Origin of the sequence: Burkholderia sp. Tr-20390 (genome assembly GCF_017104595.1) — a bacterium.
GTDB lineage: Bacteria > Pseudomonadota > Gammaproteobacteria > Burkholderiales > Burkholderiaceae > Burkholderia.
Genome location: NZ_JAAGPC010000016.1, coordinates 67,424 through 87,185 on the forward strand (window position 1 = coordinate 67,424; position 19,762 = coordinate 87,185).

17 protein-coding genes and 1 pseudogene are annotated in these 19,762 nt (G+C 61.0%); 15 read left to right on the top strand and 3 right to left on the bottom strand.

The genetic code is table 11. The annotated features are described in order from the left end of the window. Nucleotides 1-11 precede the first annotated feature (11 nt). The 5 genes from G3N98_RS07560 (at nt 12) to G3N98_RS07580 (ending at nt 4,908) form a co-directional block, all read left to right on the top strand. The gene (locus G3N98_RS07560) at nt 12-668 is read left to right on the top strand and encodes a CoA transferase subunit B (RefSeq protein ID WP_089457255.1); all 657 of its coding nucleotides are present in this window, start codon (nt 12-14) and stop codon (nt 666-668) included. An 88-nt stretch (nt 669-756) separates the two neighbouring features. Beyond that, nucleotides 757-2,130 carry a 3-carboxy-cis,cis-muconate cycloisomerase gene (locus tag G3N98_RS07565; RefSeq protein ID WP_206147796.1) on the top strand — a complete coding sequence of 458 codons (1,374 nt, stop codon included), beginning with the start codon at nt 757-759 and terminating at the stop codon, nt 2,128-2,130. Further along, nucleotides 2,130-2,915 (top strand): 3-oxoadipate enol-lactonase, encoded by a 786-nt coding sequence (gene pcaD / locus G3N98_RS07570; protein WP_206147797.1) that lies wholly within the window; start codon nt 2,130-2,132, stop codon nt 2,913-2,915. Before G3N98_RS07565 ends, pcaD begins: the two co-directional genes overlap by 1 nt. A gap of 10 nt (nt 2,916-2,925) precedes the next feature. Continuing rightward, nucleotides 2,926-3,312 (top strand): 4-carboxymuconolactone decarboxylase, encoded by a 387-nt coding sequence (gene pcaC / locus G3N98_RS07575; protein ID WP_046548861.1) that lies wholly within the window; start codon nt 2,926-2,928, stop codon nt 3,310-3,312. 237 nt (nt 3,313-3,549) lie between these two features. Next, entirely contained in the window at nt 3,550-4,908 is a 1,359-nt protein-coding gene (locus G3N98_RS07580) for an MFS transporter (protein ID WP_089428669.1), read from the top strand. A 60-nt stretch (nt 4,909-4,968) separates the two neighbouring features. Here G3N98_RS07580 and G3N98_RS07585 read toward each other — a convergent pair whose 3' ends face one another. The 3 genes and pseudogenes from G3N98_RS07585 to G3N98_RS39705 form a co-directional block, all read right to left on the bottom strand. Then, nucleotides 4,969-5,217 carry a hypothetical protein gene (locus tag G3N98_RS07585; RefSeq protein WP_046548863.1) on the bottom strand — a complete coding sequence of 83 codons (249 nt, stop codon included), beginning with the start codon at nt 5,215-5,217 and terminating at the stop codon, nt 4,969-4,971. Nucleotides 5,218-5,327: 110 nt separating this feature from the next. After that, nucleotides 5,328-5,942: a LysE family translocator gene (locus G3N98_RS07590; RefSeq protein WP_206147798.1), complete on the bottom strand. Its 615-nt coding sequence runs from the start codon at nt 5,940-5,942 to the stop codon at nt 5,328-5,330. Between the two features lie 923 nt (nt 5,943-6,865). Then, a pseudogene (locus tag G3N98_RS39705) lies at nt 6,866-6,979 on the bottom strand (IS5/IS1182 family transposase); the annotation flags it as partial. Between the two features lie 436 nt (nt 6,980-7,415). Between G3N98_RS39705 and thrS the strand changes: the two are divergent. From thrS to G3N98_RS07640, 10 genes are all read left to right on the top strand, one after another. Further along, the gene (thrS, locus tag G3N98_RS07595; protein ID WP_081053821.1) at nt 7,416-8,624 is read left to right on the top strand and encodes a threonine--tRNA ligase; all 1,209 of its coding nucleotides are present in this window, start codon (nt 7,416-7,418) and stop codon (nt 8,622-8,624) included. Nucleotides 8,625-8,815: 191 nt separating this feature from the next. Beyond that, the gene (locus G3N98_RS07600) at nt 8,816-9,505 is read left to right on the top strand and encodes a LuxR family transcriptional regulator (RefSeq protein WP_174976017.1); all 690 of its coding nucleotides are present in this window, start codon (nt 8,816-8,818) and stop codon (nt 9,503-9,505) included. 233 nt (nt 9,506-9,738) lie between these two features. Beyond that, nucleotides 9,739-10,515, top strand: coding sequence for a hypothetical protein (locus G3N98_RS07605; protein ID WP_059791120.1), 777 nt, complete (start codon nt 9,739-9,741; stop codon nt 10,513-10,515). 2 nt (nt 10,516-10,517) lie between these two features. Continuing rightward, on the top strand, nt 10,518-11,441 hold the full coding sequence (locus tag G3N98_RS07610) for a fatty acid desaturase (protein WP_206147799.1): 924 nt from the start codon (nt 10,518-10,520) through the stop codon (nt 11,439-11,441). After that, the gene (locus G3N98_RS07615; protein ID WP_059791123.1) at nt 11,434-12,807 is read left to right on the top strand and encodes a peptide ligase PGM1-related protein; all 1,374 of its coding nucleotides are present in this window, start codon (nt 11,434-11,436) and stop codon (nt 12,805-12,807) included. Before G3N98_RS07610 ends, G3N98_RS07615 begins: the two co-directional genes overlap by 8 nt. Nucleotides 12,808-12,811: 4 nt before the next feature. After that, nucleotides 12,812-14,023, top strand: a complete 1,212-nt coding sequence (locus tag G3N98_RS07620; protein WP_206147800.1) for an MFS transporter — start codon at nt 12,812-12,814, stop codon at nt 14,021-14,023. Then, nucleotides 14,020-15,174 (top strand): PLP-dependent aspartate aminotransferase family protein, encoded by a 1,155-nt coding sequence (locus G3N98_RS07625; protein ID WP_089428664.1) that lies wholly within the window; start codon nt 14,020-14,022, stop codon nt 15,172-15,174. Before G3N98_RS07620 ends, G3N98_RS07625 begins: the two co-directional genes overlap by 4 nt. A 36-nt stretch (nt 15,175-15,210) precedes the next feature. Then, nucleotides 15,211-15,597 (top strand): GFA family protein, encoded by a 387-nt coding sequence (locus tag G3N98_RS07630; RefSeq protein ID WP_089428663.1) that lies wholly within the window; start codon nt 15,211-15,213, stop codon nt 15,595-15,597. A gap of 28 nt (nt 15,598-15,625) precedes the next feature. After that, nucleotides 15,626-16,498, top strand: a complete 873-nt coding sequence (locus G3N98_RS07635; protein ID WP_167357955.1) for a gamma-glutamyl-gamma-aminobutyrate hydrolase family protein — start codon at nt 15,626-15,628, stop codon at nt 16,496-16,498. A 571-nt stretch (nt 16,499-17,069) separates the two neighbouring features. Next, nucleotides 17,070-18,194 carry a porin gene (locus G3N98_RS07640; RefSeq protein ID WP_206147801.1) on the top strand — a complete coding sequence of 375 codons (1,125 nt, stop codon included), beginning with the start codon at nt 17,070-17,072 and terminating at the stop codon, nt 18,192-18,194. The last annotated feature ends 1,568 nt before the right edge of the window (nt 18,195-19,762 follow it).

The window sequence follows — 19,762 nt, forward strand, 5'->3', positions numbered from 1 at the left end:
AGGAAACCGACATGAAACGACTGACCCGCGATGAAATGGCCAAGCGCGTCGCCCAGGACATCCCCGAAGGCGCGTACGTGAACCTCGGCATCGGCGTGCCGACGCTGGTGGCGAACCACCTCGACCCGAGCAAGGAAATCTTCCTGCACAGCGAGAACGGGCTGCTCGGCATGGGCCCCGCGCCCGCGGCCGGCGAGGAAGACGACGAACTGATCAATGCCGGCAAGCAGCACGTGACGCTGCTCACCGGCGGTGCGTATTTCCACCACGCGGATTCGTTCGCGATGATGCGCGGCGGCCACCTCGACTACTGCGTGCTCGGCGCGTTCCAGGTGTCGGCGAACGGCGACCTCGCGAACTGGCACACGGGCGCGCCCGACGCGATTCCGGCGGTCGGCGGCGCGATGGACCTCGCGATCGGCGCAAAGCAGGTGTTCGTGATGATGGAGCACCTGACGAAGCAGGGCGAGAGCAAGATCGTCGCGCAGTGCTCGTATCCGGTCACCGGCGTGCAGTGCGTGAGCCGCATCTATACGGATCTCGCCGTGCTCGACGTGACGGCAGACGGCCTCGCGGTGAGCGAGATCTTCACCGACCTGTCGTTCGACGAACTGCAGAAGCTGACCGGCGTGCCGCTGATCGACGCAACGCAAAAGGCCGCCGCCTGAACCCCGAGCGTGCCGGCGCGTGCGCTTGCGCGCAGGCCGGCACGCTTGGGTGGACAATAGGCGCACGCCGTTTCCCCTATCTGATGCCATGCTCGAAGACAGCGCCCGCCTGACCTCCCTCATCTGCGGCACCGAGTCGCTCAACCGGATCTGGTCGCCCCGCGCGACGATCCAGCGGATGCTCGACGTCGAGGCCGCGCTCGCGCGTGCGCTCGCTGCGCAGCAGGTGATTCCCGCCGCCGCGGTTGCGCCGATCGAACGCGCATGCGATGCGAGCCGGCTCGACGCCGACGCGCTCGCGCACGGTGCGGCGCTCGGCGGCAATCTCGCGATTCCGCTCGTCAAGCAGCTCACCGCGCAGGTGAAGGCCGACGATCCCGAGGCCGCGAAGTTCGTGCACTGGGGTGCGACGAGCCAGGACATCATCGATACCGCCACCGTGCTGCAGTTGCGCGACACGCTCGACGTGCTCGAACCGATGCTCGACGACGCATGCGCATCGCTCGCGGCGCTCGCGCGCACGCATCGCGCGACGCCGATGATCGGCCGCACGTGGCTGCAGCAGGCGCTGCCGATCACGCTCGGCCTGAAATTCGCGCAATGGCTCGATGCGCTACTGCGCCATCGCGCACGCTTCGCCGAATTGCGCGAGCGTGCGCTCGTGCTGCAGTTCGGCGGCGCGGCCGGCACGCTCGCGAGCCTGCGCGAGCACGCGGCCGGTGTCACGGCCGCGTTGGCGGCGGACCTGAAGCTCGCGGCGCCGGCCGTGCCGTGGCACACGCAGCGCGACCGCATCGCGGAAGCCGCGTCCTGCTTCGGGATGCTGACGGGCACGCTTGGCAAGATCGCGCGCGACGTATCGCTGCAGATGCAGACCGAAGTCGGCGAGCTCGGCGAGCCGGCCGCCGCCGGCAAGGGCGGTTCGTCGACGATGCCGCACAAGCGCAACCCGGTCGGCTGCGCAGCGGTGCTGACGGCTGCCGTGCGTGCGCCGAACCTCGTCGCGACCGTGTTCGCGGGGATGGTGCAGGAGCACGAGCGCGCGCTCGGCGGCTGGCAGGCCGAATGGGATGCGTTGCCCGATCTCGCGCGCTTGACCGGCGGCGCGCTGGCGCAGATCGCGCAGATCGTCGCGGGCCTCGACGTGAACACCGAACGCCTGGCCGCGAACCTCGACCTGACGCGCGGGCTGATTCTCGGCGAAGCGGTGATGCTCGCGCTCGGCGACAAGATCGGCCGGCTCGACGCGCATCACGTCGTCGAACATGCGTCGAAGGAAGCCGTGCGCACGGGCGCGACGCTGTTCGACGTGCTCGCCGCCGATGCGACCGTGTCGGCCCACCTGTCGCGCGACGCGCTCGCGCGGCTGCTCGATCCCGCTCATTACGTCGGCGAGGCGCAGGCCTACGTCGACGCCGTGCTCGCGCTGCACGCGGGCGCGCAATCACCAGGAGAACATTGATGCCTTTCGCCACTGTCAACGGCGTGAAACTGCATTACCGGATCGACCGTGCGGCGCGCGACGACGCGCCGTGGCTCGTCTTCTCGAACTCGCTCGGCGCCGACCTGCAGATGTGGGCGCCGCAGATCCGCCCGCTCACGCAGCGCTTCAACATCCTGCGCTACGACACGCGCGGCCACGGCCATTCCGACGCGCCGGCCGGTTCGTACACGATCGAGCAGCTCGCCGGCGACGTGATCGGCCTGCTCGACCACGTCGGCATCGCCCGCGCGCATTTCTGCGGGATCTCGATGGGCGGGCTGACGGGTGCAGCGCTCGCCGCACGCTTCCCGTCGCGCATCGTTCGCGCGGTGCTGTCGAACACCGCCGCGAAGATCGGTTCGCCGGAAGTATGGGCGCCGCGGGCGCAGAAGGCGCGTGCCGAAGGGATGGCCGCGCTCGCCGACGCCGTGCTGCCGCGCTGGTTCACCGACGCGTTCGTGGAACGCGAGCCGCGCCTGTTCGATGCGATCCGCGACACCTTCGTGCATACCGACAAGGACGGCTATGCGGCGAACTGCGACGCGCTGAACGCAGCCGACCTGCGCGAAGAGGTGAAGGGCATCGCGCTGCCGGTGCTCGTCGTGACCGGCGCGAAGGACATGTCGACGCCGCCCGACCAGGGCCGCGCGCTGGCCGCCGCGATTCCGGGTGCGCAGCACGTCGAATTCGACGCCGCGCATATTTCGAACATCGAGTGCACCGACGGCTTCAACCGCGCGCTGCTCGATTTCCTGACCGCGTGAGGCACCGGCGATGGATGACCAGGAACGTTATGAAGCAGGGATGAAGGTGCGTCGCGCGGTGCTCGGCGACGCGCACGTCGACCGTTCGCTCGAGAACCGCACGGAGGTGACCGACGAGTTCCAGAACCTGATCACGCGCTATGCGTGGGGCGAGATCTGGACGCGCGACGGCCTGCCGCGCCATACGCGCAGCCTGCTGACCATTGCGATGATGGTGGCGCTGAACCGCGGCGAGGAACTGGCGCTGCACCTGCGCGCCGCGCGCAACAACGGCGTGACGCGCGACGAGATCAAGGAAGTGCTGCTGCAGACCGCGATCTATTGCGGCGTGCCGGCGGCGAACTCCGCGTTCCATCTCGCGGACAAGATCTTCAAGGAGCAGGATGGGGCCGCCTAGGTGCGGCCGGTTAAGTACCTGTAGTCCGATGTTGAGTCGAGGCCTGCGGACGGTTCGCAGGCTTCGGCGATGAATGAACGCGCCGGCAGAGCATCGGCGCGCGGCGCACCGGATGGCCGGTGCGCGAACAAAGGCGAGACGTGGTTCCGAGGCCGCGTCGCTTATAAACATATTGGCTTTGCATGGGATCCAAGTAAGCGCTAAAGCGCTAACTTGGATCGACACAGGAGACTAGCGATGAATCGCGCACCCGTGGTCGATGTCCAGACCTTCATCAACGAGCAGCCGTTCGGCGGTTTTCAATGGCTCGTATTCCTCATGTGTTTCGTGATCGTGCTGCTCGACGGCTTCGATACGGCTGCGATCGGCTTCATCGCGCCGTCGCTGCTCGGCGAATGGAACCTCACCAAACCTGATCTCGCACCGGTGCTGAGCGCCGCGCTGTTCGGCCTCGCGTGCGGCGCGCTCGTGTCGGGCCCGCTGTCCGACAAGCTCGGGCGCCGCTCGCTGCTGCTCGGCTCGGTATTCCTGTTCGGCGTCGCATGCCTGATGTCCGCCTTCTCGACGACGATCGGACACCTGACGATCCTGCGTTTCATCACCGGCGTCGGGCTCGGTGCGGCGATGCCGAACGCGGTCACGATGATGGGCGAGTTCTGCCCGGACAAGCGTCGTGCGACCGTGATCAACCTGATGTTTTGCGGCTTCCCGCTCGGCGCCGCGTTTGGCGGTTTCCTCGCCGCATGGATGATTCCGCATTTCGGCTGGCGCAGCGTGCTGATCCTCGGCGGCGTGACGCCGCTGCTGCTCGGCGTGCTGTTGCTGCTGAAGATGCCGGAATCGGTGCGCTTCATGGTCGCCAACAACCACGCCGTCGACAAGGTTCGCGCGACGCTCGCGCGCATCTCGCGCGATGCGCTGAACGCCGGCTCGTTCGCGCTGACCGAAGCCGCGCCGCAGACCGGCAGCAAGGGCCTCGGCGTCGTGCTGTCGCGCTCGTACATCGTCGGCTCGGTGATGCTGTGGCTCGCGTACTTCATGGGGCTCGTGATCTTCTACGCGTCGATCAACTGGATGCCGATCCTGCTGAAGGATGCCGGCCTGACGCCGAAGAGCGCGACGCTGATCTCCGCGCTGTTCCCGCTCGGCGGCGTCGGCGCGGTGCTGTGCGGCGTGCTAATGGACCGCTTCAACGCGAACCGTGTGATTGCCGTGTGCTACGCGCTGACGGCGGTGAGCGTCTACGCGATCGGGCAGGCGGCCGGCAACGTCGGGCTGCTCGTGCTGGTCGTGTTCGTGGCCGGCGTGCTGATGAATACCGCGCAATCGTCGATGCCGGCGCTCGCCGCCGCGTTCTATCCGACCGAAGGGCGCGGCACGGGTGTCGCGTGGATGCTCGGCGTCGGCCGCTTCGGCGGGATTGCGGGATCGTTCCTCGTCGCCGAGCTGACTCGCCGGCATTTCTCGTTCGCGGGCGTGTTCGCGACGATCGCCGTCGCGGGTTTGCTCGCATGTGTCGCGCTGCTGATCAAGCAGATGGCGCGGCCGCATGGCGTGACGCAGCCGGCAGGCAAGATCGAATCGCTCGGGCATTGAGCGACGCGCGGGCCGGTGCGATGCGCCGGCCCCGTGATACGGCGGCCGGCGGGCCGCCGGCTATTCTTCCGTGTCGTGTTCCCGCACGAAGTTGCGCAGATATGCGCGCAGCGCGGCCTCCCGGCCGCGATGATCGGCGAGGTTCGCGGCGCCCATGTCTTCCTCTTCACCGAACATCGTCGGCGGCGCGCTGTAGATACCGATCTCGATGTCCTCGCGCAGCACGCGAATCTCGTGCGTGAGCGGGTGATACTCGGCGATCCAGTGCATCCCCTCGATGTGTTCGCCCGCCCTCAGCAATGGCTTCATCGGCACTCTCCCGGCAGCAGCGGCGCAACCGGCGAAACGGCTGCGCGCGCCCGTAACAAAAGGGTACGCCTGCATCGGGCGAATCTCAACGGGCGCGCGGTGAGTGCTCACTACGCCAGCAGGTGCGCGACCAGCGGATACAGCGACAGGATCAGCAGCACGGCCATCGTCATGTTGAACAGGCGCAGCGCGCGGGGGTTTGACAGGAAGCGGCGCAGGCCGAGGCCGAAAGCGGCCCACAGGCAGATGCACGGGAAACCGATCAGGATGAACACGACGGCCATCCAGGCGGCGTTCATCCCGTAGTCGGCGGACAGGCGGACCGTCGTCGCTGCGGTCAGCACCATCATCCAGGCCTTCGGGTTGATCCACTGGAACGCGGCGGCTTCGATGAACGTCATCGGGCGCGGCTTGCCGCCGTGCGCCTTCACTTCACCCGACGTGCCGATGCGCCACGCGAGGTACAGCAGGTACGCGACGCTCGCGGCTTCGAGGATCGTGTACAGCAGCGGCATGCGCTTGAACGCTTCGCCGAGGCCGAAGCCGACGCAGAGCATCAGGATCGCGACGCCGATGCTGATGCCGAACAGGTGCGGCATGGTGCGGCGGAAACCGAAATTGACGCCGGAGGCGAGCAGCATCGTGTTGTTCGGGCCGGGCGTGATCGACGTGACGAGCGCGAACAGCATGCCGGCGGGCAACGCGCTGAGGGTGAGGAATTCCATCGCGGATTCTCCATTCGGTTCTGGACTGGGATGGAGGTCAGTTTAGCGACGGTTTTCTGTACAGTACCGGTACAGTTGGTTTGACGAATGCCGGTACGGGGAGTGATGGGGTTGGATGGGGTTGCGGGCTTGCGGGCTTGTTGTTGTCTCTCAGAAAAGATGTCCGCGGTCTCAATATGTTGTCTTTGAATAATTGGCTACCTTTCATGCGTTGGGCATGTAACCCGTATGGATAGGCAGAAAATGATCGGAGAATATTTGGCAGTGACGGCCCACGACGCAATGTTTAGTCGATGGTGTCAGATCGATGTCGCCGCATTGACGACTCTCAATCGCCGTTTCACGTCTGGGGCGTGTCTCCACAAGCCAATGGGGAGATCGATGCTTAGTTCAAGGCGCAAGCCATCTGCCGAAGCTACTCGGCTCGTTCGGCTAACCCTCCCCGTGCAGGTCGATGTGGCACTTGAGCGCATCGCCAAGATTGGCTTCTACGGCCGCTCCGAGTCGAAGGTTGTCGTGATCTTGCTTTAGCGAGAACTTGATCGAATCGCCGGGGATGGCTTTGTCGATTGACGTGATGACCTGGCGAAGTAGACCTAGAGGCTCTGTGCAGCCTTTCTGAGGCACGCACTTCCAATTGTCATACCAATCGTGGCGATGTGAGCCATGGCTATTTGTGTTGCTTGCAACCCGGCCCACACTTGTCCTGGGAGTGTACGCCTGTCTGTGGCACTGCTTGTGGCTAGATCTCGTCGAGGGACCTAGGCGGGGTTGTGACATTCTCAAAGACGACTTTTCTGAGAATTTTCGTGGCCAAGGACATCTTTTCTGAGACAAGAAGCATGCGGTGTTCTCAAAAAAGATGTCCAAGTCCTTGATCTGTATAGGGGCCAAAAGCCCCCTTTTCTGCGAGCCCACATGTTTGTGATGCGGCGATCTGGTCGCGCGACGTCCCGCAACATCTCCGCGGCAACGTCGCGTTCGGCTTGGCCATTTGCCCCGGCTTGCACGTTGCCCACCAGAGTGTGCAACGATTCGTTATAACCGTCCTCGCCTCGCATCGGCTTGCTTTTCCTTGATTTCGGGAACGGCCTGCTAGTGATCGCCTTTTCTGATTGCCCGCAACTTCCATTCCATGAATAAAACCATTATTTGTTTACTTTAAAGAGTATTTCATTATGCTTTCTGTGAATTTCATTTATTTTCCGTTTGAGGATTTTTAACGGATCATAAAATTTTGGCGCTGAATTTGGACTCGAATGTTTGTTGACAGACGTTGGCAGGTTGACTAGATTAGCCCCATGAACGCACTTTTCGTTACGACTACCGCGACCACTACCACGACCGCCAACGGCGGGCCGGGGGGAGGTTGCACGTCGTAAGTCAGTGCCTCAAACCATCCCTAAGCCCCGCCGGAAACGGACGGGGCTTTTTTGTGCTCCGTCGACCGGTATCAAGTCAACGGAGAACATGATGGACGATTTCGATCACCGAGTGCTCGGCAACAAACTCGATCTGTTTCATCAGCAGGATGAAAGCCCGGGCGCTGTCTTCTGGCATCCGCGCGGCATGGTTCTTTATCGGGTTGTCGAGGAATATATCCGAGTCCGGATGCGTCAGGCGGGCTTTTCCGAAGTGCGGACGCCTCAGATCGTCTCGCGCGATCTTTGGGAACAGAGCGGTCATTGGGAGAAATTCGGGCGAAACATGTTTTCACTCGAGAGTGACAACAATCCGTACTGTCTCAAACCGATGAGTTGTCCGTGCCATGTGCAGGTTTTCAAAAAAGGCAGTCGGTCGTATCGCGATCTTCCAATCCGATATTCCGAATTTGGGGCGGTCCACCGGGCCGAACCGTCCGGGGCGTTGCATGGCCTTATGCGTGCCCGTGCGTTCACGCAGGACGACGCTCACGTGCTTTGCATGCAGGATCAGGTCGAGGTTGAAGTCGCACGATTCTGTGTGTTGCTGAAGACGATCTACGCAGACTTCGGATTTGGCGAATTCGATGTGGCTTTGTCGACGAGGCCGGCGGTCCGTGCGGGTGACGATGCGGTCTGGGATCGCTCGGAAGCGATGCTGGCATCCGCTGCGCGCGCGGCAGGTCTCGATTTCGCGATCCAGGCGGGAGAAGGGGCATTCTATGGTCCCAAGCTCGAATTTCATCTGCTCGACCGCCAAGGACGAAAGTGGCAGTGCGGAACGATCCAGCTCGATTTCGTATTGCCGGAACGGCTCGGTGCGTCATATGTCGCAGAGGACGGTGCGAAGGCAACGCCCGTCATGTTGCACCACGCGATCCTGGGAAGCCTTGAACGGTTCATCGGTATTCTTCTCGAACACTACGAGGGATGGTTGCCGACCTGGCTGGCACCGGACCAGATCGTCGTTGCGAACATTGGGAAAGATGACCGCGAATTTGCCGACAACGCGGCGTTCGCTTTCGAAGACATCGGCTGTCGGGTGCTGAGGGATTTCCGCGCCGAGCGCCTGCCGCGCAAGATCTTCGATGCAAGGGAACTTGCCGCGCCGATCGTCGCAATTGCAGGACGCAAGGAGGCGCTGGCCGGAGAGGTGTCGTTACGAATGAGGGACGGGGAGCAGCACGTTCTGACGATCAACGATGCGCTCGCGTACGTCAAGCAGCATGCGCGCGTCCCGTCAGCGACGCGGGTGTTCTGATTCGACGACGGGGCCGTTTCCTGCTATCGCAGGCGGATTGAGGGCGCCTTGAGAATTCATCGAATCGATTTTCAAACATAAATTGGTCAGTAATTCTAAAAATTATGAGAGAAGCCAGAGAACGCGTCATTCTATGGGCCGAAGGATGTCGTGAGTCCGCATCGTGTCGGTGCGGTGAGCGGATGCTTGAGATGGTGTTCAAGATCGGCGGTTGCACTTGCATGGACGAACTGGGCCGGATGCTGGTCGACATCGGACGCCTGGCGGGATTTGACCATGTCTGTTACCAGGACTATCGAATGACGGGCGGGACACTGAAGAGCGGCCGCACACTGTCGAACTACCCGGAGGCGTGGTTGTCCCGTTATCGGGAGCGGGCTTACCTGATGATCGACCCGGTCGCGCAGCATGCGATGTCGTCGTTGACACCGCTGATCTGGTGCGACCGGATCTTCGCGACAACCGAACAGCGCGAACTTCGAGACGGAAGTCGCATGTACGGGTTAAGCGACGGAGTGTCGTTTCCGGCTCACAACAGGCATGGCGATGTGGCGTGCGTGAGCTTCGTTCGACAGGCGCGGGCGTCTGACAACGGCGATTTGCCCTTCGCCATTCCGTCGTGGGGCGCACTTGTCGCGAATCTGACGCTCGACACGTGCCGCAGGCTGGAGGCGCTGCAATCCGATGCACCGTGCCTCAGCGCGCGTGAACTCGAAATCCTGAAATGGGTCGCCGAAGGAAAGTCCAGTTGGGATATCTCGCGCATTGTCGCGTTGACCGAGCATGGCGTGCTTCATCACATCCGCAACATCATGAAGAAGTTCGACGTGCCGACACGCCGGCAAGCCGTTCTGATGGCATCCAGATTCGGATTGCTGTAACGCGTTGGTGACACGAGACGCGAAGTGGACCGGGACCGTGCGCGCGCCGATGCGTCAAATCACGCCACGTCGGCACGGGGACTACAAGCTTTTGTAGTGTGAGACCGCATCGAAAATCGGCAAAGTGGTACCGACGCAAGCGACCAGATCGACTTCTGATCGCCATACTCGGCGGCCGGCACAGGCGTTTTGTGCCGGCCCATCACAATCGCGATGGTAGATGAGGTGAACGCATGGCTGATGTTTGTGACGAAATTCTGAACCCGGTCGTCGATGGGGAAATCGATTCGCTGATGGTCAGTCTGCGCGACGGACTCGATGATCATCCGTTCCGGCACGTGTCGTCGTGCGCTGCACTGGAAAAAATCTTTCCGCACTACCTGGCGATGTCGCAGGCGTTTCCGTATCTGCAGGCGGGTGCGCAAGTTCACGCCGTTCTGGATGCCATTCAATCGAATCGACCGGTGGCGCGAGACGTCGAAATCACGAGCGTGGTGGGAAATTTTCTCTGTTGGGACGAGACGGGTGGCGCATACGTCATCGAACGATACGGCAAACAGGGACTGCAGGGCATTCTCGATACCGGCAAATGGTTTCACTCGAGCCTCCTGAAAAATGACATCGAGAGACTGACAGGACGCGTCGCGGTTCCGAATTTCAGCGTACCGACGGGGCCTTATCTGACGAAACTACTTGCCGGACTGGGTGCGAAGACGGCGCTCGAGCGGTGCGCGAACATGGTGGCGTTCGAACTGCACGCGAATGCGATGATCGACGCACTTTGGGCGTCGACGAGTCGTTGTTATGGTGTCGACCGACAAGGACTCGTTTATTTTCAATGTCACGTTGGCGGTGATGATCCTGCCGAGGCGTACCACGTCGAAATGACGAGACGAATGATTCAGCTCCTTGTCAGCGATGACGAAATTCCTGAATTCGCCGTACGGGTTGCGCAGGCCGTTTCCGACAACGTGTCGTGGTGTGCGGCGCTTGTTTCGCTGGCTGAATGAACATGAGCGCCGAATACGGTCCGGATCCGGTGTTGCTCGAGATCGACGCATATCGCGCGCGGCGAGGCGGGCTCCGCGATGCAGCTGCGATTGCGAAGGTCGTTGGCGCGATCGCGGTCGTTAGTTTGGTGGCATGGTTGGCGTGCCGATCCGGAAGCGCAATGGGCCGGATCGTCCTGATGCTTACCGAAGGTTTTGTGTTGAGCGGGTTCCTGAATCTCGCCCACGAATGTCTGCATCGAAGCCTGGTGAGTGCGAAATCCGTCAACGCGATCATCGGCAATCTGGCTGCGAATGTCCTGTTCGTAAACTTCACGGCCTATACCGACAAGCATCTGAAGCATCACCGGTGTTTGGCGACGGAAGAGGACACCGAGTCGGCCTCCCGATTCGACACGTTGCGTGCCTATGCTGGTGCGATGACCGGTGTTGGTTTTCTCGTTTCGAATCTGCGACTGAACGTACATCTGATCGCCGGAGGCGCACCGTCCTATCTCGCAACAGTGCGACGGAAAGTGCGAGCGCGCAACGAAGCGCGGTTCATTGCAGCATGGTTGCTCGCCATCGCGGCGGCAACCTGTGCCTGGCCGTCGGCATTGGTTACGGCCTATATCGGTCCGGTGTTTTTTGCCTACTTCTGGTTGATGTTCTTCGGACTACCGGAGCATTACGGCTGTGAACCGGTGCAGCCGCGTTACCTGGCGTCGAGAACGATGACGACTAACGGCATCGTCCGGTTTTTCATGTGGAACGCGAATTTTCATACCGAGCATCATCGCTATCCGGGCGCTCCGGCACCACTGCTCGCCCGGATCGGGGCGCACCCGAATGTTGGCATTCATCGTGAATCGTCTTATCTGAAATGGCACTGGCGCGTTTGCCGGGATCTTATCCAACGTCGGGAGCACGGGGCAACTCATGGCTAAACTCATTGTAGGCAACGTCGATAACGAGGCAATGATCGGGGATACGAAGCGTGCATCGCTTCCGCTTCGTCAGGTGTCAGCGATTGCGGCAAGGCGCCTCGTATGGCAGATGGCAAGCGACGACGTGGCGATTCTGCCGTCGCCGGTATCGGTCCCCATGATCGAGTACGTATCGGCTGTGATGAGGCGTAGTCTTTCCACTACGCAGATCGTGTCACCGTCTTCCGATATCTCCGATCCGGTGGTATTGACTTCCGACCGCCTGCTCGATGAAGCGACGCTCGCTGCATTGCGTGGCCTTCGCGTCGGTGGCGCAGGGTGGACGGTTTACCCGTACTTTCATACGTCATCGGTCGGGTTGCTTTGCGATCAGCTCGACATCGCGCAGCCCGTGTCGAATGGATCGCACTTCATGGAACAGGCCGGTGCTGAACTTTTGAACCGAAAGGCCGTATTTCGAGCGCTCGCGTCGGGTCGGGTCGGATGTGCGGACGGGCGAGTCTGCCGGTCGTTCGGTGAGTTCTACCTGACGCTGCGTGACATGCTTGCGAAGTATGCGAGCGTGATTGTCAAGCAGGATGTCAATGCCGGCGGTGACGGAAACATCGCAGTCACACTCGAGCGTCGCACCAGTTATCCCGGTGTCCGCAAGGTGTATGCGCTGACGCACCTGTCGGACGTCGATACCGTATTCGCCCGTGACTTGTGGTCGAGACAGACCGACACGGCGGGCAACTGCCAGGTGGTCGTCGAACGGTTCCACGAAGGTTCGGATGTCCTGTATGCGGAATATGAGATTGGTGCGGACGCGATTCGGCTTGTGAGCTATGGCGACCTGCGGATGGACGCTTCGGGCGACAAGCGGGGCAATGGCATGATCATGTGGACCGGATTTCAAATCCCCAGCCAGTTGTCTCCGGGCGTGATCGACACATTTCTGGCGCAAGGCGACGTGCTTGCGTCGATCTCCCAGCGCCTCGGATTCGTCGGGCGCGCAAATTTCGACGCCATCGTGACCGACGACGGCGAAGTCGTCTTTACCGAGATCAACGGGCGTATCGGCGGTTGCAGCCATCTTGACGCGATCCTGTGCGAACTGGTGGGGCCGGACTATCTGTCCACGCACGCCGTCGTGACGCGCAACAGGGTGCCCGCTCGCGACCTGCGTGCTGCGCTGACTGTCTCGCATCGACTGACGCAGCAGCGCGACGAAGCCGGTGTCGTCGTCCTTACGGAAGATATGGCGGGTACAGGCACGATCGAATACATGGTATATGCGCGCAATTTGTCAGGTGCGCTTGCGCTCGAGCGCACGTTCCAGCGCGAATTCGAGATGGCTCAAGAATCAGTCGCTGTGCCGGGGTGAAACGATGGATGCAATCAAGTTCACACGGCCCTCGGCATGGTTCAGCGGCATGGCCGACGGTGTGCCGGTTTCGACGCGGATCCTGCTGAGTTTTCAGTTCCTCGTGAATTTGTCTGTGTTCGGGTCGCTTCCGCTGCTCGCTGCGTTCCTTGACCTGGAGCGTCATCTGGACGCGGGCAGCGTTGCCAGCGTACTGACGGTGAATTTGCTGGCGAGCCGGTTGTTGCCGCTGGTGCTGGGTGCGTCGACGGATCGCTTCAGCAGCCGCGTGCTGGCCACACTTGGTCTGATCTGCCGCGCCGCGGGATTTGTCGGACTGGCGCTTACGCCGTCGTTTGCCGGACTGCTGATGTGGGCATTCTTGTCCGGGCTCGGCGCTGCGCTTTACGAAACGACCGCGTATTCGATCTTCGGTTCGCTCGATGCCGCGGTACGTCCAAAGGTGTTCGCGCTGAATAACCTGGCGCTCAATCTCGGCGCGCTGATCGGTCCGGCGGTGCTGATCGTCGTGCCGAACACGGACCGGACGTTACCGTTTCTGGTAAGCGGCATGATTTTCGCCGTGCTTGCGCTCGTGGCGCCCTGGATCTCAGGACGAAGAGCGAGCAACGCAGCTGCGGTACATCCGCTGCGTGGTTTGATGATCGCGTTTGGAGACAGACGGTTCCGCCGACTGTGCTGGGCGCTCGTTCCGTTCTGGACGGTGTATACGCAGATCTACGTCTTCATCCCGCTGACGTTTTCGAACGGCTCGAGCGGCTATAACGGCGTCAGGCCATTCTACATAACGAATGCGCTGGTTGGCATTGCTACAGCTTCGTTTGGCATGGGCTGGTTTCAGCGCACGACCTGGCGATCCATGATGACCATCGGGCACGCCGCGATGTGTTGCTGCTTCGCGATTGCCACACTGCTGTTCGATCACGGCTGGAGCGCTGGTGCGTCGCTGGTCATTCTGATTGCCGTCGCGGTCGTCTTCACGTTTGGTGAAAGCCTGATTCTTCCTGCATCGAATATCGCGCTCGCCGATCTGACGACCGATGGCAACGCCGGCAGCTATTTTGGCGCATCGGCGATCTCGTGGGCGATCGGCGGGATGCTCGGCAACTTCATCGGCAGCGCCGCGGCAAGCTGGACCGTGCATACCCTGGGGTGGATCGCGTTCATGGGCATCTCCCTGATGGGTCTACTTGCATTCTGGAGATGGCATAAATGAATCGCGAGCCTGTCACGGGGAAGGGCGCGACGGGCACTGCCCTGACCACAGTGAGCCGCGCGCCTGCCGCACATTTCGGCTTCGTCAATCCGCCCGTATATCGAGGGTCGACAGTCCTTTTTGAATCATTCGACGAAATGGCACCTGGTGCGGCCCCTTATCACTACGGGCGCTGGGGGACACCGACAACGGATGCGTTGTGCGACGCGATGACGGAAATCGAACATGGCGTTGCCGCGCTCGTGATGTGTTCGGGACTGGCCACTATCGCGACGGTGTTGCAGACGCTGGCGGCTCCCGAGGGGCGGGTATTGATCTCGCGTTCGTCGTATCCGGCGGCACGTAAATTCTGCGACGAGGTGCTGCATCGACAGGGTGTATCGATCGACGAATTCTCGCTGGCCGATCCGGCTGAACTGGCGGCGAAACTCGATGAACGGACGTGTGTGGTTTACCTCGACCTGCCGGGGTCGTCGCATTTCGATATGTGCGTGTTACGAGACCTCGTCGAGATTGCCGGACCCGTTCCGGTCGTTGTCGACAACACCTGGGGCACGCCGTATTTCTTCAATCCGCTCGATCAAGGTGCGAGCATCGTCATTCACAGCATGTCGAAGTACATCGGCGGGCACGCCGATTCGATGGTCGGCACAGCGGTGTTTGCGAGCTTCGACATGTACGAGCGCGTGAAGAGCGTAAGCCGTTTGACGGGGCAAGCCGTCGGTGCGGACGACGCGAATTTGGCTTTACGAGGATTGCGGACGCTGGCAGTCCGGATGGATCGGCATTTTCAGTCCGCGTGCGATGTAGCGTCGTGGTTGCGGGATCATCCGCTGATCGAAAGCGTTCACTACCCGCCGCTGGTCGGCGATAGCGGTCACGCCGCATGGCGAACACAGTATTCGGGTGCGGGCGGTGTGTTTGCATGCGTACTCAAGGATGGCGGCGAGGGGGCGGTCAGAAATGCCATCGACGGTCTCTCGCTGATCGGGCGAGGCTGGGGCTGGGGCGGTTACGAGTCCGTCGCTTGTCCGACCACGGTGTCTCGAGACAATGCCAGGCGTATCGGTATCCGGTTGAGCATCGGGCTCGAAGATCCCGACATGATTCGACAGGATCTGGATGTTGCGCTGCGTGCAGGGCACCGATGAAAGGCCGTGTGTATTTTCTGAAACGAGGGGCGATCAATGACGGAAGCAACACAATATATCTACGGAAATTGCCACTGTGGTGCGATACGCTTTCGCATTCGATCGACAGCGTCGCGCAAGGTGATCGATTGCAATTGCTCGATCTGTTTTGCATCGGGCTTCCTACACGTTCCGGTCGAGCACGACGATTTTGAGTTGCTCGAGGGTGGCGAGAAATTGACGCGATACCGCTTCAATACCGGGATTGCGGAGCACACGTTCTGCCGAGTTTGCGGCGTGAAGCCATTCTATCGTCCGCGTTCTCATCCCCGCGATTACAGCGTCAATCTGCGCTGTCTGGATCTTGCAGGGGCCAACGCTTTCGATGTGGTTCCGTTTGACGGGAAGAACTGGGAAGAAAACATCCAGTCCTTTCCGCAATAACTCGGCCGCGATGCGACAACTCCAGGAAATGAAACCCGTCGTCGGCGTGCTGTGCTCGGCGGAGGATATCGAGATACCGGGTTGGGGGTGCCTTTCCCATCAGGCGGTGTTCGACCGATATCTGCAGGCTGCGACGGAGTTTGGCGGGGTACTGCCGCTCCTGATCGGTTCGACGGACGATATTGCATCCGATCGAAGTCTCGACACGCTGCTCGATCGTCTCGACGGAATCATGCTGCCGGGCGGCGCGAGCAACGTCGACGTTGCGTTTTACGGTGGCACGCAACCACACGTCGGATCGCTCGACAGGACACGTGACAGGATGGCGATTCGTGTCGTCCGGGAGGCCATGGCATCGGGGCGCCCGGTGTTCGGGATATGCCGCGGCATGCAAGAGATCAATGTCGCGTTGGGCGGCACCCTTTGCGCGACACTTCACGATGAGCCAGGGAGACGGGATCACCGGGCGAATCGCACTCTGGCTTTCGAGGAGCGCTATCGGGACGTTCATGCGGTCGAGTTGGTGAGCGGCGGCTGGCTTGACGAGGCGATTCGGACAATGTCGCCGGATTGTCGGCGCGCTCATGTGAACTCGTTGCATGGGCAGGGCATTGCCGCCCTGGCGAACGGATTGAGTGTCGATGCATATGCCGACGACGGCACCATCGAGGCGGTGTCGCATATCAGGGCACCGATCTTCGGTGTGCAGTGGCATCCTGAGTGGTATGTGCGGGATAGTGTGTTGAACCGTGCAGTCTGGGCGCGGTTCGGTCGCGAATGTGCAACCTATTTGCGCCGTCGATTCGACGCCCAGTCCTGTCGGGATACGCCGACGGGGGCGGGCAACATTCTCAAAGACAACTTTTCCGAGAATATCCGGGGCCACGGACATCTTTTCTGAGACGAAGGACAGGCAGTCTTCTCAGAAAAGATGTCCAAGTCCTTGAACTGTCTAGGGGGCCAAAGACCCCTTTTCTGAGAGCCCACATGTGGGGTCGAGTTTTTCGGCACTCGCTCGCGCTCCTCATCCCACTGAGGCCGTCAGACCCTCGAGGCATGAATCAACCGTTCCCGAGTGAGTGCGTCGGGATGAAGCCGATCAAGCCGGGCGCGAACAAGCGACCCGGTGCCCCCGAGAATTGTTGAGATAGTGTGGCGTAGTTTTTTGGCTACTGTCAAGGCCTTCGTATAAGAAAAATCGCGGCAAAGATACCGTGTGAATATTCGCGGCGGCACGAAAAAATCATTTAATAAACATCGGCTTGCGTATTTGTATGAGTTTGCTGTTGTGAAAAAAGAAATACACAATTTCTATTTCTTCGTGGGGCTCGTTGCTTTCACCGCTCTTACACTCGCGACTCCCAAACGGGCATCTATCCGGGCATGACCGACAGAACAAGGTCCCCGGGCGGTTGCAGACCGTTTATGAACAAGGTCGCGAGACCTGCCTCTTTTAGAAGGGAGCACCACGAATGAACAAGACCCTGATCGTTGCAGCAGCTGCGGCATCGTTCGCTACCGTCGCTCATGCGCAAAGCAGCGTGACGCTGTACGGCGTGCTGGACGCAGGCATCACCTACCAAAGCAACGTCCAGACCGCATCGGGCCAAGGCAAGTCGCGCTTCTCGATGGGTTCGGGCATTGACCAGAGCCGTTTCGGCCTGCGTGGCTCGGAAGATCTCGGTGGTGGCCTGAAGGCGATCTTCACGTTGGAAAGCGGCTTCAATATCGGTAACGGCAAGTTCGCGAACGGCAACGGCGGCATGTTCAACCGCCAGGCATTCGTCGGCCTGTCGAGCCAGTACGGCACGGTCACGCTGGGTAAGCAATACGACGCGACGCAAGACTACCTGGCACCGCTGACGGCAACGGGCTCGTGGGGCGGCACGTACTTCGCGCACCCGCTGAACAATGACCGCCTGAGCACGAACGGCGACGTCGCGCTGAACAACACGATCAAGTACACGAGCGTGAACTATGCCGGCCTGCAATTCGGCGGCACGTACTCGTTCTCGAACAGCACGAACTTTGCGAACAACCGTGCATACAGCGCTGGCGTGTCGTACCAGTTTGAAGGCCTGAAGCTGGGTGCGGCGTACTCGCAAGCGAACAACGCTGGCCTGTCCACGTCGGGCGCGGTGAACCCGTCCGTCGACACGAGCGGCAACGCGTTCGGCATTCAGGGCCGCACGCGTACGTATGGTATTGCCGCGGCCTATGCATTCGGTCCGGCTCAAGTCGGCGCGGCATGGACGCAATCGCGTCTCGACAACCAGACGAACGGCCTGGCCACGCTGCGCGCGGACAACTACGAAGTCAACGCGAAGTACAACCTGACGCCGGCTCTCGGCCTGGGCGCTGCCTATACGTACACGAACGCGAAGCAGAACGGCAACAGCACGCACTGGAATCAGTTCGGCGTGCAAGCTGATTACTTCCTGTCGAAGCGTACGGACGTCTACGCTCAGGCGGTGTACCAGCGTGGTACGAAGGGTGCCGGTTTGGGCGCATCGATCTACAACGGCGACATCAACGCGTTCCCGAGCTCGAAGGTCAGCCAAACCGCCGCAACGGTTGGCCTGCGTCACCGCTTCTAAGCGTGACGGCTGGCTAGTCAGTTCCGAAAAAGCGCCTTCGGGCGCTTTTTTTTGATGTCTGAATTGGATTCTTGATAATCATCAGTATTGCGAAGCGATGGAGAATTGTCGATTTCGATTTTGGCGGGAATGTGACGGCGGAGTGAGGGAGCATGCTTGAGAGGTTGCGACAGTGCGTTGCCCAATATGGTTGGCAATGTTTGGCGAGCGAGTGGCTGGGTGTCAATTCACGTCATCCGTTCGCTTGCGCTCGTGGGCACGTTTTCGAGCGCGTGGCATTGACCCTGCTCTATCGAAATGGCGGTACACCGGTCTGCATATCCTGTCAGCAGGAAGATATTCGTGATAGATGGTTGGCGAAATTGGCAGAGCGAGGAGGGACGCTTCTGAATGGCCCATTCATTGGATTATTCGCGCGTTACCAAATTCGTTGCGCAGCGGGGCACGAGTGGAGCGTGGAGGGAAGGAAGATCAGTGAGGGGCGTTGGTGTCCGAGCTGCGCGCATGGTGACGCGACGCGGAGAAGCTGCTGTGCGGATGGTTTGGCCCGGCTTCACGCGAAAGCACAAGAGAGAGACGGGAAATGTCTTTCGGCTCACTATACGATCGAGAGTCGTCTATATCGATTCGAGTGCGCAAAGGGGCATCGTTGGGAGGCGAGGGCAAACGATATCTTCCGGGGAACCTGGTGTGGTCGTTGCGCAAAATTAACCTCCTCCAGGCAGGTTGATCCCAATGGCTTGGCACGTCTGCAGGCGGCCGCCCGGGAAAAGGGAGGCGTTTGTTTGGCAGATGCCTATGTAGGTTCAGCCGAAAAATACCCTTTTCGTTGCGCGGTGGGCCATGAATGGATGGCGATAGCGAGCCGAATTTGGCTCGGACACTGGTGTCGGCAATGTGCGGGCCTCAAATTGCGTCAGACAATAGATGACATGCGAGCGCTTGCAACCGCTCGTGGTGGACTGTGTTTGTCGACGGAGTATCAGGGGCGGCGGACCAAATTGACTTGGCAATGCCATCGCGGCCACGTCTGGGAGTCTCGGCCGATCAATATCAGTGCGGGAACATGGTGCCCGCAATGTGCGATTACTAACCGCACTCGCCGTAGAGACAATTGAGCGCGATACCGGCCTTAAAGCTTCAGGACATGCGTATCTGGCAATAGTACAGATCCCGCACAGCCCACCGTTACCGCGAAGTGCGGCCACGTCGACCAGACGGTTCCCTTGCACAATGCTCATCTCCCCCGTGCAAGACACGACATGAATGATGATGCGGTCTGCGCGAACTCGGCGGGCGCGCCGACAGCGAAATTGCACCGTTTGACGTGACAGGCGGAACGCGCATTTCAATTCATCGCATGCGCGTTCGCCAGGCGTCAATGAACGGTTCGGTAAGCGCTTTAGTCGTAGTACGCGTCGTCGTAGCGATGCTTGTTGCGACGCATCCTGCGCATGTTGTCGCGATCCCGGGCGTCGTCGCGCTCCCGCGCGTTGCGGCCGAGGTTGCCCCCCAACGCCGCGCCGCCGCCACCGCCGAGCGCCGCGCCGAGGAGCCCGCCGTTGCGG